General features: G+C 71.7%; 2 protein-coding genes. Both read left to right on the top strand.

Annotated elements, in window-relative coordinates; translation table 11 throughout:
* A partial coding sequence (locus tag ACFWAR_RS33710; protein WP_385785652.1) for an amino acid adenylation domain-containing protein occupies positions 1-4,041 on the top strand: 4,041 nt, incomplete at its 5' end.
* Complete coding sequence (locus ACFWAR_RS33705; RefSeq protein ID WP_385785650.1) at positions 4,041-16,949, top strand: amino acid adenylation domain-containing protein; 12,909 nt, start codon at positions 4,041-4,043, stop codon at positions 16,947-16,949. The genes ACFWAR_RS33710 and ACFWAR_RS33705, both read left to right, overlap by 1 nt.
* The last annotated feature ends 267 nt before the right edge of the window (positions 16,950-17,216 follow it).

The raw sequence follows: 17,216 nt of genomic DNA, 5'->3' as shown, positions 1-17,216 counted from the left end.
GGTCTGACGGCTGAGCGGTTCGTAGCTTCGCCTTACACCAATGCTGGTGAGCGGATGTATCGGACGGGTGACCGTGTCCGGTGGACCGCTGAGGGTGAGTTGGTGTATTTGGGGCGTGCGGATGATCAGGTGAAGGTGCGTGGTTTCCGTATCGAGCCGGGTGAGGTCCGGTCGGTGGTGGTGGGTCATCCGATGGTGGCTCAGGCCGCGGTCGTGGTCCGTGAGGACGTGGCGGGTGACAAGCGACTCGTCGCCTACGTCGTCCCCACGGACGGCGCCGACACCGAACTCCCCGCTTCCGTCCGGGAGTACGCCGCCCAGCAGCTGCCCGAGTACATGGTTCCGTCGGCGGTGGTGGTGCTCGATGCGCTGCCGCTGACGGTGAACGGGAAGCTGGACGTCAAGGCGCTGCCCGCGCCGGAGTACACGGCCGGTTCGGGGCGCGGACCCTCCGGCGTGCGGGAGGAGATCCTGTGCGCCGCCTTCGCCGAGGTCCTCGGTCTGGAGAGCGTCGGCGTCGACGACGACTTCTTCGTCCTGGGCGGTCACTCCCTCCTCGCCGTCCGGCTGGTGGAGCGGCTGCGCGGCCACGGGGTGTCCGTGTCCGTACGGGCGCTGTTCCAGACGCCGACCGTGGCGGGCCTGGCCGCGGTGGCCGGGGCCGAGCAGGTCGACGTACCGGCGAACGCGATCCCCGAGGGCGCCACGGCCCTCACTCCGGAGATGCTGCCGCTGGTGGACCTGACCGCCGACGAGGTGGCGCGGATCGTCGCCACCGTCGACGGCGGCGCTGCGAACGTGGCGGACGTCTACCCGCTCGCGCCGCTCCAGGAGGGGCTGCTCTTCCACCACCTCCTCGCCGACGGCGGCGAGGACGCCTACGTCACCCCGAGGGTCGTGGAGTTCGCGTCCCGCGAGCGGCTCGACGCCTTCACGGAGGCGCTGCAGCAGGTCGTGGACCGGCACGACATCTACCGCACCGGGATCGTGTGGGAAGGCCTGCGCGAGCCGGTGCAGGTGGTGTGGCGACACGCCGTCCTCCCGGTCGAGGAGGTCCAGCTGGACCCCCTCGCCGCGGATCCCGCGGGTGAACTGGTGGCCCGGGTCGGCCTGTCCATGGACCTGGGGCGGGCGCCGCTGATCCACATGCACCTGGCGGCAGCGGCCGACGGCCGCTGGCTGGCGCTGCTGCGCATGCACCACATGGTCCAGGACCACACCGCGATGGAGGTGATCCTCGGCGACGTCCAGGCGTTCCTCTCCGGGCGTGGTGCGGAGCTGCCCGAGCCGCTGCCGTTCCGCGACTTCGTGGCGCAGGCCCGGGCGGGCGTGGACAGCGGGGAGCACGAGCGGTTCTTCGCCGAGCTGCTGGGCGATGTCGACGAGCCCACCGCCCCCTACGGCCTCGTGGACGTGCGCGGTGTCGGTGCGGACGTGGCGCGAGCGGTGGGTCAGCTGGAGGAGGGCGTCTCCGGGCGCCTGCGGGACGTCGCGCGCCGGCTCGGTTCGAGCCCGGCGACGGTGATGCACGTGGCGTGGGCGCGGGTGCTGTCCGCGGTCAGCGGCCGCGAGGACGTGGTCTTCGGCACCGTCCTGTTCGGCCGGATGAACGCCGGTGCGGGCTCGGACCGGGTGGCGGGTCCCTTCATCAACACGCTGCCTGTCCGGGTGCGGATGGACGAACTGGGCGCGCTGGCGGCGGTGTCCGCGATGCGCGACCAGCTGGCCGGTCTGCTGGAGCACGAACACGCCCCGCTCGCCCTGGCCCAGCAGGCCAGCGGCGTCCCCGGTGACACCCCCCTGTTCTCCTCGCTCTTCAACTACCGGCACAACTCCGCGCCCGAGGAGGGTGAGGGCGCCGGTTCCGCCCTGGAAGGGATCCGTACGGTCTTCTCCCGCGAGCGGACCAACTTCCCGCTGTCGGTGTCGGTCGACGACGACGGCACGGAGATCGGCCTGGCCATCGACGCGGTCGCCTCGGTGGATGCCAAGGCCGTCGCGGCCCTGATCGCCACGGCCACGGACAACCTGGTCACGGCGATCGAGCGAGCACTGGACGGCGCCCCCGACCAGCCGCTGAGCGCGGTCGACGTACTCGGCGAGGCCGAGCGTCACCGGATGCTGGTGGACTGGAACGACGGTGCCGAGCAGGTGCCCGTGGACTCGCTGCCCGCGCTGTTCGACGCGCAGGCGAAGCGGACCCCGGACGCGGTGGCCGTCCAGTTCGGCGACACGCGGCTGACGTACGCCGAGCTGGACGCCCGGTCGAACCGGCTGGCGCGGCTGCTCGTGTCCCGGGGCGTCGCACCGGAATCGCTGGTCGCCGTATGCCTCGACCGGTCGGTGGACCTGGTGGTCTCCCTCCTCGCCGTGGTGAAGGCGGGCGGCGCCTACCTGCCGATCGACCCGAGCTACCCGGCCGAGCGCATCGCCTTCGTCCTGGGCGACGCGACCCCCGTGACCATGGTCACGGACCGCGAGACCCGCGACCGGCTGCTCGGTCCCGAGGACGCGCGGGTGCTCGCGGTGGTCGCCCTGGACGACCCGGCCGTGGCCGGTGAGCTGGACGGCCTGGACGCTGCACGGCTGACGGACGCGGACCGGGCGGGCGGCCTGCTGCCCTCCCACCCCGCGTACGTGATCTACACCTCGGGGTCGACCGGACAGCCCAAGGGCGTGGTCGTCACCCACGCCAACGTGGCGCGCCTCTTCGGTGCGACACGGAACCGGTTCGCGTTCGGAGCCGAGGACGTGTGGACCTGGTTCCACTCCTTCGCCTTCGACTTCTCGGTCTGGGAACTGTGGGGCGCCCTGCTGTACGGCGGCCGCCTGGTCGTCGTCCCGTTCGAGGTGTCGCGCTCCCCGCAGGACTTCCTGCGGCTGCTCGTCCGCGAACGGGTGACGGTGCTTAACCAGACACCGTCCGCCTTCTACCAGCTGATGCAGGCGGAGGCGCAGGAACCGGAGCTGGGCGGGGAACTGACCCTGCGCACCGTGGTGTTCGGCGGCGAGGCACTGGACCCGGCCCGGCTGCGGGAGTGGTACTCCCGCCACCCGCAGGACGCGCCGCTGCTGGTGAACATGTACGGGATCACCGAGACCACCGTGCACGTCACCTACGCGGCACTGGACGAGGCCGCGGCCACCGACGGAGCCCCGAGCCTCATCGGCCGCCAGATCCCCGATCTGCGGCTGTACGTCCTGGACGGGAAGCTGAGGCCCGTACCCGTAGGGGTGCCGGGTGAGCTGTACGTGGTCGGCGCCGGTCTGGCCCGGGGCTACCTGAACCGCCCCGGGCTGACCTCGGACCGGTTCGTGGCCTCCCCGTACGCCGACGCGGGCGAGCGCATGTACCGCACCGGCGACGTGGTCCGGTGGGACGCGGACGGGAACCTGGAGTTCGTCGGCCGCGCCGACGACCAGGTCAAGGTCCGGGGCTTCCGGATCGAGACCGGCGAGATCGAGGCCGTACTGGCCGCCTGCCCGCAGATCGCCCAGGCCGCGGTCGTCGTCCGTGAGGACACGCCCGGCGACAAGCGGCTCGTCGCCTACGTCGTCCCCGTGGACACCACGGAGCCGGCCGCGGGTGACGGCCTGGCGGGGACCGTCCGGCAGTTCGCCACCGAACGCCTGCCCGGGTACATGGTCCCGGCAGCCGTCGTGGCCATGGACGACCTGCCGTTGACCGTGAACGGAAAGCTGGACCGCAAGGCACTGCCGACACCGGAATACGCCGTCACGGCGGGATCCGGCCGGGGTCCGTCGACCCCTGAGGAAGAGGCCCTGTGTGCGGCGTTCGCCCAGGTGCTGGGGGTGGAGAAGGTCGGCGTGGACGACGACTTCTTCGCCCTCGGCGGGCACTCGCTCCTGGCCGTACGGCTGGTGAGCCGGATCCGGGTGGCGCTGGGCGTGGAAGTCGGGATCGGGACGCTGTTCGAAGCGCCGACGGTCGCGGGTCTCGCACAGCAGCTCGGAAAGAAGAAGTCAGCAAAGCGGCCGGCGTTGCGGCCCATGCGTACGCGTACCCAGGGGGATTCCTGATGTTTCCGTTGTCATTCGCCCAGCGCCGTCTGTGGTTCGTCGAGCAGCTCGAGGGCCCCAGCCCGACCTACAACATCCCCATGGCCATGCGGCTGTCCGGCCAGGTGGACAGCGGGGCCCTGAACGCCGCCCTGCGCGACGTGATGGACCGGCACGAGGTCCTGCGCACCGTGTTCACCGTGTCCGGCGGTGAGCCGCACCAGCAGGTGCTGGAACTCGCCGACCTCACCTGGAAGCTCGACGTCGTCGACCTGTCCACGACGCAGGGCCCGGTCAACGTGCACGCCGCCGTGGCGGGGACGGCGCGCCACGCCTTCGACCTCTCGGCCGAAGTGCCCATCCGGGCCTGGCTGTTCACGGTGGCGCCCGACGACCACGTGCTCCTCGTGGTGGTCCATCACATCGCCGCCGACGGCTGGTCGATGGGACCGCTGGCCCGGGACGTCTCCGAGGCCTACGAGGCGCGCCGCGCCGGCCGGGCACCCGAGTGGGAGCCGCTGCCGGTGCAGTACGCCGACTACGCGATGTGGCAGCGCGAACTGCTCGGCGACGACCAGGACCCGGAGAGCGTCGTCTCCCAGCAGATGGCCTACTGGCGCGAGGCGCTGGCCGGGATCCCCGAGGAACTCGGCCTGCCCTTCGACCACGCGCGCCCCACGGTCGCCAGCTACCAGGGCCACACCGTGTCCCTGAACATCCCGGCGGAGGTCCACGGCCGGCTCGCGGAGCTGGCCCGGGCCGAGGGCGCCACGACCTTCATGGTCCTCCAGGCCGCCCTGGCGGTGCTGCTGTCGCGGTTCGGAGCGGGGACGGACATCCCCATCGGCGCCGCGGTCGCGGGGCGCACCGACGAAGCCCTCGACGACATGGTCGGGCTGTTCGTCAACACCCTGGTCATGCGCACGGACCTGTCGGGGGACCCGACGTTCCGCGAACTGCTCTCCCGCGTACGGAAGTCGGGCATCAGCGCGTTCGCCCATCAGGACGTGCCGTTCGAGCGGCTGGTCGAGGAACTCGCCCCGACGCGCTCCCTGGTCCGGCACCCCCTGTTCCAGGTGATGCTCACCCTCCAGAACAACGCCGAGGCGGCCCTGGACCTGTCGGGTGCCGAGCCGACGAGCCGGGTCTCGGCGGGCAAGTCCGCCGCCAAGTTCGACCTGGAGTTCAGTGTCGGTGAGTCCTTCGGGCCCGGGGGTGTGCCGGCGGGTCTGCGCGGTGCGGTGGTCGCCGCGGCGGATCTGTTCGACGTGGCGTCGGTGGAGCGTCTGATCGAGGGCCTGGTGCGGGTGCTGGGCGCGGTGGCTGCCGAGCCGGAGCTCCGGGTGGGTGCGGTGGACGTGCTGAGCGCCGCCGAGCGCCACGAGTTGGTCTCGGGGTGGAATGACACGGCGGTTGAGCTGCCGGTGGGGACGCTGGGTGGGTTGTTCGAGGCTCAGGTGGCGCGTACTCCGGATGCGGTTGCTGTGGTGTTCGAGGGTGTGGAGGTGTCGTATGCGGAGTTGGATGCGCGTGCGAACCGTCTGGCCCGGGTGCTGATCGCTCGTGGTGTGGGCGCCGAGTCCGTGGTCGGGGTGTGCCTGGAGCGCGGTGTCGACCTGGTCGCCTCGCTGCTGGCGGTGGTCAAGGCGGGCGGCGCGTACGTGCCGGTCGACCCTGATCTACCGTCGGAGCGTGTGGGGTTCATGCTGGCGGACTCGGGTGCGACGTGTGTCGTGGCCTCGGTTGCTCTGGCGGACACGTTGCCCGAGGGCGCGGCTGCCGTCGTGCTGGATGACCCGGCGACGGTTGAGGTGCTGGCCGGGGTTTCCGGTGGTGTGCTGGCGAGTGAGGTGCTGCCTCAGCACCCGGCGTATGTGTTGTTCACGTCGGGTTCGACGGGTCGCCCCAAGGGTGTTGTGGTGTCCCACGCGGGCATTGTGAACCGGCTCGGGTGGATGCAGTCCCGGTACGGGCTGGTGTCGGGTGAGCGGGTGTTGCAGAAGACCCCGTTCGGGTTCGACGTGTCGGTGTGGGAGTTCTTCTGGCCTCTGCTGGAGGGTGCGTCGCTGGTCGTGGCCCGTCCTGGTGGTCACCGGGACCCGGCTTACGTGGCGTCGGTGATCCGCGAAGCGGAGGTGTCGACGGTGCACTTCGTGCCGTCGATGCTGGAGGCGTTCCTGCGGGATCCAGCTGCGGCTGAGTGCTCGGGCCTGCGTCGGGTGATCTGCTCGGGCGAGGCGCTTTCCCCGGCTGCGGTGGCTCGCTTCTTCGAGGTGTTCGGTTCCAGCGTGGAGCTGCACAACCTCTACGGGCCGACCGAAGCATCCGTCGACGTCACCGCCTGGGAGTGCCCTGCCGGTGAGGACATCAGCGTGGTTCCGATCGGTGCTCCGATCGCGAACACGCAGGTCTACGTCCTCGACAGCTCCCTTTCCCCCGTCCCCGTCGGTGTCGGTGGTGAGCTGTACCTCGCCGGTGTCCAGCTGGCCCGGGGCTATGCCGGTCGTGCCGGTCTGACCGCTGAACGCTTCGTCGCCTCCCCGTTCGGGACCGGTGAGCGTCTGTACCGCACCGGTGACCTGGCCCGATGGGGCGTCGAGGGGCAGGTCGAGTACCTGGGCCGTGCCGATGAGCAGGTGAAGATCCGTGGCTTCCGTATCGAGCCGGGTGAGGTCCAGGCCGTCGTGGCCGGGCACCCGCTGGTCGCGCAGGCCGCCGTCGTAGCGCGTGAGGACGTACCGGGCGACAAGCGCCTGGTCGCCTACGTCGTCCCCGTAAGCGACGTGGACGAGGAGGAACTGACCTCTGAGCTGCGGGTGTTCATGCCCGGGCACCTGCCGGAGTTCATGGTCCCGTCCGCGATCGTGGTCCTCGACGCTCTGCCGCTGTCCGTGAACGGCAAGCTGGACCGCAAGGCCCTGCCGGCTCCCGAGTACACGACCGGTTCGGGCCGTGGCCCCTCCAGCGTCCGTGAGGAGATCCTCTGCGCCGCCTTCGCCGAGGTCCTCGGCCTGGAGAACGTGGGCGTCGACGACAGCTTCTTCGCCCTGGGCGGTCACTCGCTGCTGGCCATCCGCCTGGTGGAGATCCTGCGCGGCCACGGCGTGACCGTGTCCGTACGGGCGCTGTTCCAGACGCCGACCGTGGCGGGCCTGGCCGCGGTGGCCGGAACCGGGGAGATAGTGGTTCCCGAGAACGCCATCCCCGAGGGCACCACGACCATCACGCCAGAGATGCTGCCGCTGGTGGACCTGACCGCCGACGAGGTGGCACGCATCGTCGCCACCGTCGAGGGCGGCGCCGCGAACGTGGCGGACATCTACCCGCTCGCACCGCTCCAGGAGGGTCTGCTCTTCCACCACCTCCTCGCCGAGGGCGGCGAGGACGCCTACGTCATGCCGACGGTCATGGAGTTCGACTCCCGCGACCGCCTGGACGCCTTCACCGACGCGCTCCAGCAGGTCCTGAACCGGCACGACGTCCTGCGCACCGCGATCGTGTGGGAGGGCCTGCACGAGCCCGTGCAGGTCGTGTGGCGGCGCGCCGTCCTGCCGGTCGAGGAGGTGCGGCTGGATCCGAACGGCGCCGATCCCATGGACCAGTTGCTGGCGGCCGGCGGCCTGTCCATGGACCTGGGCCGGGCTCCGCTGGTCGGGCTGCACGCGGCGGGCGTCTCCGACGACCGCTGGCTGCTGCTGGTCCGCGTCCACCACATGGTGCAGGACCACACGGGCCTGGAGATGCTGCTCGGCGAGGTGCGGGCGACGCTCGCCGGACGCGGCGCCGAGCTGTCCGAGCCGCTGCCGTTCCGCAACTTCGTCGCCCAGGCGCGTGCCGGGGTCGAACGGTCCGAGCACGAGCGGTTCTTCGCCGAGCTGCTGGGCGACGTCGACGAGCCCACCGCCCCGTACGGCGTGGTGGACGTGCGGGACGTCGGTGCCGAGGTGGCACGGGCGGGCTCCCGTTTCGACGACGAACTGGCCGAACGGCTGCGCGCGGTCGCCCGGCGACTCGGTGCCAGCCCGGCGACCGTGATGCACGTGGCGTGGGCGCGGGTGCTGTCCGCGGTCAGCGGCCGCGAGGACGTGGTCTTCGGCACCGTCCTCTTCGGCCGGATGAACGCCGGATCCGGCACCGACCGCGTGGCGGGTCCCTTCATCAACACGCTGCCCGTCCGGGTGCGGGTGAACGAACTGGGCGCGCTGGCGGCGGTGTCCGCGATGCGCGGTCAGCTGGCCGGTCTGGTGGAGCACGAACACGCCCCGCTCGCGGTGGCGCAGCAGGCCAGCGGCGTCTCCGGGGACACCCCCCTGTTCACCTCGCTGTTCAACTACCGGCACAACAGCGCCCCTTCCGCCGACCTGATCGCCCAGGCCGACGAGGACATGCAGGGCATCCGGACGCTGCTCCAGCGGGAGCGCACCAACTACCCCCTCTCGGTCGCGGTCAACGACGGCGGCAACGGGATGGGCCTGGCCATCGACGCGGTCGCCCCGATCGACCCGGAGGCGGTCGCCACGCTGATGACCGCCGCCACGCGGAACCTGGTGGCGGCGCTCGAACAGGCCCTGGACGGCGGCCCCGACCTGCCGCTGACCACGGTCACCGTGCTCGACGAGGCCGAGCGGCAGCGCGTGCTCACCGCATGGAACGACACCGCGGCCGAAGTGCCGCCGGTATCCGTTCCGCAGTTGTTCGAGACCTGGGCGGCGCGCACCCCGGACGCGGTGGCCGTCGTCTTCGAGGGCACCGAGGTGTCGTACGGGGACCTGAACGCGCGGGCCAACCGGCTGGCGCACCACCTGGTCTCCCGGGGCGTGGGTCCCGAGTCGGTGGTCGGCCTGTGCCTGCCGCGCGGCGTGGACATGGTCGTCGCGATCCTGGCCTCCTGGAAGGCCGGGGCCGCCTACGTCCCGCTGGACCCGGAGTACCCGGTCGAGCGCCTCGCGTTCATGCTCGCCGACAGCGGGGCCCGTGCGGTCGTCCTGCGCCAGGACGTGGCGGGCGACCTGGCCGACGGCCTCGACGCGGACCGGGTGGTCCGGCTCGACGACCCCCGGGTGGGCGCCGAACTGGCGACGCTGCCGGACACCGCGCCCGACGCGGCCGTGGCGGCGACCGCTCTGGCCTACGTCATCTACACCTCGGGATCCACCGGTCGCCCGAAGGGCGTCGCGGCCACCCATGACGGGCTGGTGAACCTGGTGTCGGTGTTCGGTCCGCTGATGGAGGTCGGGCCGGGTGTCGGGGTGCTGCAGTTCGCTTCGTTCAGTTTCGACGCGTCGGTGCTGGATGTGGCGGTGACGCTGGGCCGTGGTGGTTCTCTGGTGGTGGCGGGCGCGGCCGAGCGGGCGGAGCCGAAGCTGTTGCGCGCGCTGGTCGAGTCGGCCGGTGTGCGGTCCGCGAGCGTGGTGCCGTCGCTGCTGGGCGTGCTGGAGCCCGCGGACCTGGCGGGCGTCGGCTCGCTGGTGATCGGCGCCGAGGCGATCGAACCGGGCCTGGCAGCCGCGTGGGCGCGGGGCCGGAACCTGATCAACACCTACGGACCCACCGAAGCCACCGTGATCGTGGCCACCGGATCGGTCGACCCGGGCCGCGAGGGGACGGTCCCCTTCGGCTCACCGACGGCCAACACCAGGCTGTACGTCCTCGACGGATCGCTCCAGCCCGTCCCGGCCGGTGTCGAGGGAGAGCTGTACGTGGCGGGCGCGCAGCTGACGCGCGGCTACCACGGCCGACCCGAACTCACCGCCGAACGCTTCGTCGCCTGCCCCTTCGCCGGAGCCGGGGCGCGGATGTACCGGACCGGCGACCTCGCCCGCTGGGAGACCGACGGCCAGCTGACCTTCGCCGGGCGGGCCGACGAGCAGGTCAAACTGCGCGGGTTCCGCATCGAACTGGGCGAGGTGCAGGCCGTGGCGGCCGGGCACCCGGCCGTGGCGCAGGCCGCGGTCATCGCCCGTGAGGACGCGCCCGGCGACAAGCGCCTCGTCGCCTACGTCGTCCCCGCCGACGGCGCGGACGCCGGACTGCCCACGTCGGTGCGCGCGTTCGTGGCCGAGCGGCTGCCGGAGTACATGGTCCCGGCCGCGGTCGTGGTACTGGACGAGGTGCCCCTGACCGTGAACGGAAAGCTGGACCGCAAGGCCCTGCCCGCGCCCGACTACGGCGACGCGGTGAGCCCGGGCCGGGCCCCGTCCACCCTCCACGAGGAGATCCTCACCGGAGTCTTCGCCCAGGTGCTGGGCGTGGACACCGTCGGTGTCGACGACGACTTCTTCACCCTCGGCGGCCACTCCCTCCTCGCCGTTCGCCTGGTCAGCCGCGTGCGGGCCGTGCTCGACGTGGAAGTGCCGCTCCGTGCGCTGTTCGAGGCACCGACGGTCGCCCGGCTCGCAGCCAGGATCGACGGCGCCGACCGGGCCCGTCTGGCCCTGGCCGCCCGGGAACGCCCCGAGCGGGTGCCGCTGTCGTTCGCGCAGCGCCGCCTGTGGTTCATCGGCCAGCTGGAGGGGCCGAGCGCGACCTACAACATCCCGATGGTGCTCCGCCTGGCGGGCCAGGTCGACGCCCAGGCGCTCGGCGCGGCCCTGCGGGACGTCATCGGCCGCCACGAAGCGCTGCGCACGGTGTTCGCGGTGGCCGACGGCGAGCCGTACCAGCAGGTGCTGGACCTCGCGGACCTGCCGTGGAAGCTCGACGTCGTGGACCTCTCCACCACGGCGGCCGACGTGGACACCGCGGTATCGGAGGCGGCGCGCCACGCCTTCGACCTCTCGGCCGAAGTGCCCATCCGGGCCTGGCTGTTCTCGGCCGGAGCGGACGAGCACGTGCTCGTCGTGACCGTGCACCACATCGCCGGTGACGCCTGGTCCACGGGACCGCTGGCCCGGGACGTCTCCACCGCGTACGCCGCGCGCCAGGAGGGCCGGGCGCCCGCGTGGGAGCCGCTGCCGGTCCAGTACGCCGACTACGCGATGTGGCAGCGCGAACTGCTCGGCGACGACCAGGACCCGGACAGCCTCGTCTCGCAGCAGATGGCCTACTGGCGCGAGGCGCTGGCCGGGATCCCCGAGGAACTCGGCCTGCCCTTCGACCACGCGCGCCCGTCGGTGGCCAGCCACCGCGGGCACGGAGTCTCCCTGGAGATCCCGGCGGAGGTGCACGCGCGGCTGGTGGAGCTGGCGCGCGCCGAGGGCGTGACGGTGTTCATGGTGCTGCAGGCCGCGCTGGCGGTCACGCTGTCGCGGTTCGGCGGCGGAACGGACATCCCGATCGGATCGGCGAACGCCGGACGTACGGACGAAGGGCTTGACGACCTCGTCGGCTTCTTCATCAACACGCTGATGCTGCGTGCGGACCTGTCGGGTGACCCGACGTTCCGCGAACTGCTGGCGCGGGTGCGGGAGGCCGGTCTGTCGGGCTTCGCGCACCAGGACGTGCCGTTCGAGCGACTGGTCGAGGAACTCGCCCCGACGCGTTCCCTGTCCCGGCACCCGCTGTTCCAGGTGATGCTCACCCTCCAGAACAACGCCGAGGCGGTCGTGGACCTGCCCGGGGTACAGGCGGGAGGAGCATCGGCCGGCGTGCCGGTGGCCAAGTTCGACCTGGAGTTCAGTGTCGGGGAGTCCTTCGGGCCGGGGGGTGTGCCGGCGGGTCTGCGCGGTGCGGTGGTCGCGGCGGCGGATCTGTTCGACGTGGCGTCGGTGGAGCGTCTGATCGAGGGCCTGGTGCGGGTGCTGGGCGCGGTGGCTGCCGAGCCGGAGCTCCGGGTGGGTGCGGTGGACGTGCTGAGCGCTGCCGAGCGCCACGAGTTGGTCTCGGGGTGGAATGACACGGCGGTTGAGCTGCCGGTGGGGACGCTGGGTGGGCTGTTCGAGGCGCAGGTGGGGCGTACTCCGGACGCTGTTGCTGTGGTGTTCGAGGGCGTGGAGGTGTCGTATGCGGAGCTGGATGCGCGTGCGAACCGACTGGCCCGGGTGCTGATCGCTCGTGGTGTGGGCGCGGAGTCTGTGGTCGGGGTGTGCCTGGAGCGTGGCGTGGACCTGGTCGCTTCGCTGCTGGCGGTGGTGAAGGCGGGCGGTGCGTATGTGCCGGTTGACCCTGATCTGCCGTCGGAGCGTGTGGGGTTCATGCTGGCGGACTCGGGTGCGACGTGTGTCGTGACCTCGGGTGTGTTGGCGGGCGTGCTGCCTGAGGGTACGGCTGTGGTCGTCCTTGATGACCCGGCGACGGTTGAGGTGCTGGCCGGGGTTTCCGGTGGTGTGCTGGCGGTTGAGGTGTTGCCTCAGCACCCGGCGTACGTGCTGTTCACGTCGGGTTCGACCGGTCGCCCCAAGGGTGTGGTCGTGTCCCACGAGGGCATTGTGAACCGGCTCGGGTGGATGCAGTCCCGCTACGGGCTGGTGGCCGGTGAGCGGGTGTTGCAGAAGACGCCGTTCGGGTTCGACGTGTCGGTGTGGGAGTTCTTCTGGCCGCTGCTCGAGGGCGCGTCGCTGGTCGTCGCCCGTCCTGGTGGTCACCGTGACCCGGCGTATGTGGCGTCCGTGATCCGCGAAGCGGGTGTCTCGACGGTGCACTTCGTGCCGTCGATGCTGGAGGCGTTCCTGCGTGACCCGGCCGCGACCGAGTGCTCGGGCCTGCGTCGGGTGATCTGCTCGGGCGAGGCGCTCTCTCCGGCTGCGGTGGCTCGCTTCTTCGAGGTGTTCGGCACGGGTGTGGAGCTGCACAACCTCTACGGCCCCACCGAGGCATCCGTCGACGTCACCGCGTGGGAGTGCCCTGCGGGTGAGGACATCAGCGTGGTTCCGATCGGTGCTCCGATCGCGAACACGCAGGTCTACGTCCTCGACAGCTCCCTTTCCCCCGTCCCCGTCGGTGTCGGTGGTGAGCTGTATCTCGCCGGTGTCCAGCTGGCCCGGGGTTACGCGGGTCGTCCCGGTCTGACGGCCGAGCGCTTCGTAGCTTCCCCGTTCGGGACCGGTGAGCGTCTGTACCGCACGGGCGACCTGGCGCGTTGGGATGCGAACGCCCAGGTGGAGTACCTGGGCCGTGCCGATGAGCAGGTGAAGATCCGCGGCTTCCGCATCGAGCCGGGTGAGGTCCAGGCCGTCGTGGCCGGGCACCCGCTGGTCGCGCAAGCCGCCGTCGTGGCCCGCGAGGACGTACCGGGCGACAAGCGCCTGGTCGCGTATGTGGTCCCCGCAGGCGATGTGGACGTGGATGAGCTGCGGCTGTACCTGTCCGGGCACCTGCCGGAGTTCATGGTCCCGTCCGCGATCGTGGTCCTCGACGCCCTGCCGCTCTCGGTCAACGGCAAGCTCGACCGCAAGGCGCTCCCCGCCCCGGAGTACGCGACGGGTTCGGGCCGTGGGCCCTCCACGGTTCGTGAGGAGATCCTCTGCGCCGCCTTCGCCGAGGTCCTCGGCCTGGACAGCGTGGGCGTCGACGATGACTTCTTCGCCCTCGGAGGTCACTCCCTGCTGGCCATCCGGCTGGTGGAGATCCTGCGCGGGCACGGCGTGACCGTGTCCGTACGGGCGCTGTTCCAGACGCCGACGGTGGCTGGTCTGGCCGCGGTGGCCGGGGCCGAGGAGATGGTGGTTCCCGAGAACGCCATCCCCGAGGGCGCCACGACCATCACTCCGGACATGCTGCCGCTGGTGGACCTGACCGCCGACGAGGTGGCGCGGATTGTCGCGACCGTCGACGGCGGGGCCGCGAACGTCGCGGACATCTACCCCCTCGCACCGCTCCAGGAGGGGCTGCTCTTCCACCACCTCCTCGCCGACGGCGGTGAGGACGCCTACGTCATGCCGACCGTCCTGGAGTTCGACTCCCGCGACCGGCTCGACGCCTTCGCCGACGCGCTCCAGCAGGTCGTCAACCGGCACGACATCCTGCGCACCGCGATCGTGTGGGAGGGCCTGCGCGAGCCCGTGCAGGCGGTGTGGCGGCGCGCCGTCCTGCCGGTCGAGGAAGTACGGCTGGACCCGGACGGCGCGGACCCGGTGGGCGAGCTGGTGGCCCTGGGCGGGTCGCACATGGACCTGGGCCGGGCACCGCTGATCGGCCTGCACGTGGCCGCGGAGCCGGGCAGTGACAGGTGGCTGGTGCTCTTCCGGGCGCACCACATGGTGCAGGACCACACCGCTGTGGTGGTGCTGCTGGAGGAGGTCCAGGCGTTCCTCGCCGGGCGCGGCGGAGAGCTGGCCGACCCGCTGCCGTTCCGGAACTTCGTGGCCCAGGCCCGTGCCGGGCTGGGCAGCGGGGAGCACGAGTCGTTCTTCGCCGAGCTGCTGGGCGACGTGACGGAGCCGACCGCTCCGTTCGGACTCGTGGACGCGCGGGGCGACGGCGCGGGCGTGGTGCGGGCCGGGCTGGCGTTCCCCGACGAGCTGAACGACCGTCTGCGCGAGGTCGCGCGGCGGCTCGGATCCAGCCCCGCGACCGTCCTGCACGTGGCGTGGGCGCGGGTGCTGTCCGCGGTCAGCGGTCGGGACGACGTGGTCTTCGGCACCGTCCTGTTCGGCCGGATGAACGCGGGCGCCGGTTCCGACCGGGTGGCCGGACCGTTCATGAACATGCTTCCGGTACGGGCCCGGCTGGACTCGACGGGCGCGCTGGCGGCGGTGACCGCGATGCGCGGTCAGCTCGCGGCCCTGCTCGAACACGAGCACGCGCCCCTCGCGGTGGCCCAGCGGGCCAGTGGCGTGCAGGGTGACGCGCCCCTGTTCACCTCGATGTTCAACTACCGGCACAACGGCGCCCAGGGTTCGGGCAAGACCTCCGGCGGGGCCGCGGCGGAGGCCGGGGCGCGGGGCCTGGAGGGGATCCGTACGGTGAAGGTCGTCGACCGCACCAACTACCCCCTCTCGGTCGCCATCGACGACGACGGCAACCGGCTGGGGCTGGCCGTCGACGCGGTCGCCCCGATCGACCCGCGGATGGTGGCCGGGCTCGTGCGCACGGTCACCGCGAACCTGGTGGACGCGCTGGAGCGGGCCCTCGACGGTGGCCCGGACCAGCCGCTGAGCGGCCTTCGGGTGCTCGGCGAGGCCGAGCGGCACCAGGTGCTCACCGAATGGAACGACACCGGGACCGAGATGCCGGACGCCGCGGTTCCAGAGCTGTTCGAGGCGCAGGCGGCCCGTACGCCGGACGCGGTCGCGGTGGTGTGCGACGGCGTCGAGGTGACGTACGCGGAACTGGACGCGCGGGCCAACCGGCTGGCCCACCACCTCGTCGGCCAGGGCGTGGGCCCGGAGTCGCTGGTGGCCCTGTGCATGCGGCGGGGCGTCGAGATGACCGTCGCGATCCTGGGCGTCTGGAAGGCGGGGGCCGGGTACCTGCCGATCGACCCGGAGTACCCGGCGGACCGCATCGCGTTCATGCTGTCGGACGGCGGCGTCGCGCTGCTGCTGAGCGAGGAGGAGGTGCTCGACGAGCTGCCCGTCGGCCGGGTGCGCGCCATGGCGCTGGACGAGCCGATGGTCGCCGCCATGGTCGGCGCCTGCCCGGACACCGCGCCCGGTGTCGCGGTGGCGCCGCAGGGCCTGGCCTACGTGATCTACACGTCGGGATCCACCGGCCGTCCGAAGGGCGTCGCGGTCACCCACGGCGGCCTGACGAACTACGTGGTCTGGGCGAGCGGGGCCTACGGCATGGAGGCCGGGGGAGGGGCGCCCCTGCATTCGTCCCTCGCCTTCGACCTGACGGTGACCAGCGTGCTGGTGCCGCTGGTGTCGGGCTCGGCGGTCGTGGTGAGCCCGGAGGGCGGCGCCGAGGGACTGGCGGCGCTGGTCGCCGCGGGCGGCGGGTTCGGGCTGGCCAAGGTGGTGCCCGCCCATCTGCCGCTGCTCACCGAACTCTTGACGGCGGAGCAGGTGTCCACTACGGCGCGCAAGATGATCGTCGGTGGTGAGGCGTTGACCGGCGCCGTGGTCCGCTCGTGGCTGGAGCGGGCGCCGCGTTCGGTGGTGGTCAACGAGTACGGACCGACCGAGACGGTCGTCGGATGCACCGTGTTCGAGGTCGCGGCGGGTCAGGAGATCGGTGAATCGGTGCCGATCGGCAAGCCGAACGCCAACACCCGGGTCTACGTCCTGGACGGGGCGCTGCAGCCGGTGGCGCCCGGAGTCATCGGTGAGCTGTACATCGCCGGTGCCCAGCTCGCGCGGGGCTACGTCCGACGGCCGGGGCTGACGGGCGAGCGCTTCGTGGCCTGCCCGTTCGAGGGGGGCGGCCGGATGTACCGGACCGGTGACCAGGTCCGGTGGACCGTTGACGGACAGCTGGAGTACCTGGGAAGGTCCGACGAGCAGGTGAAGGTCCGGGGCTTCCGGATCGAGCCGGGCGAGGTCCAGGCCGCCTTCACGGTCCACCCGTCGGTGGGTCAGGCCGCGGTCATGGCCCGCGAGGACACGCCCGGTGACATCCGTCTCGTCGCCTACGTCGTCCCCGCCGAGGGCGACGGCCTGTTCGACCTCGAACTCCCGGCGATCCTGCGCAAGTTCGTCGCCCAGCGGCTGCCCGAGCACATGATTCCCGCGGCGGTCGTCATGCTGGAACGGCTGCCGCTGACGCAGAACGGCAAGCTGGACCGCAAGGCGCTGCCCGCCCCGGAGTACGCCGGGGCGACGGGCGCCGGACGGGCGCCGTCCACCCCGCAGGAGGAGACCCTCTGCGAGCTGTTCGCGCAGGTGCTGGGAGTCGACGGCGTCGGCATGGACGACGACTTCTTCGAGCTGGGCGGCCACTCGCTGCTCGCGGTCCGGCTGGTGAGCCTGGTCCGTGCGCGGCTGGGTGTCGAGGTCCCGTTGAAGGTCCTGCTGAACGCCGCGACGGTCGCCGGCCTCGCGGCGGAACTCGGAAAGCAGCAGGCGGCCCGGCCCGCGCTGCGCCCGATGCGTCCCCGCGAGGAGTCCTGATGACGCGGGGGCGCTGGATCGCCCTGTAGTACCCGAAGCCGCGGCCGGTTCCCCCCTGGCCGCGGCTTCCCGCGTTCAACTGGCGCGACGACTCAGTTGAACGAGTCCTTGCTGTGTTATCGGTTGAACGCGGCGCGGCCGCCTTGGTATTCGGGTCGGCGAATCCGGTGGTGGTCATTCCCGGACCGACGTGCGGGCCAAGAACCTGATGGCGAACATTTCCAACTGCCCTGCCCAGCACGTAGTTTCTTTCGTCATAGTCGAATA

It is taken from the genome of Streptomyces sp. NPDC059917 (assembly GCF_042730635.1).
In the GTDB taxonomy this organism is placed as follows: Bacteria; Actinomycetota; Actinomycetes; order Streptomycetales; family Streptomycetaceae; genus Streptomyces.
The sequence above is the reverse complement of the archived record's forward strand: the minus strand, read 5'-3'. Positions and strand labels throughout refer to the sequence as shown.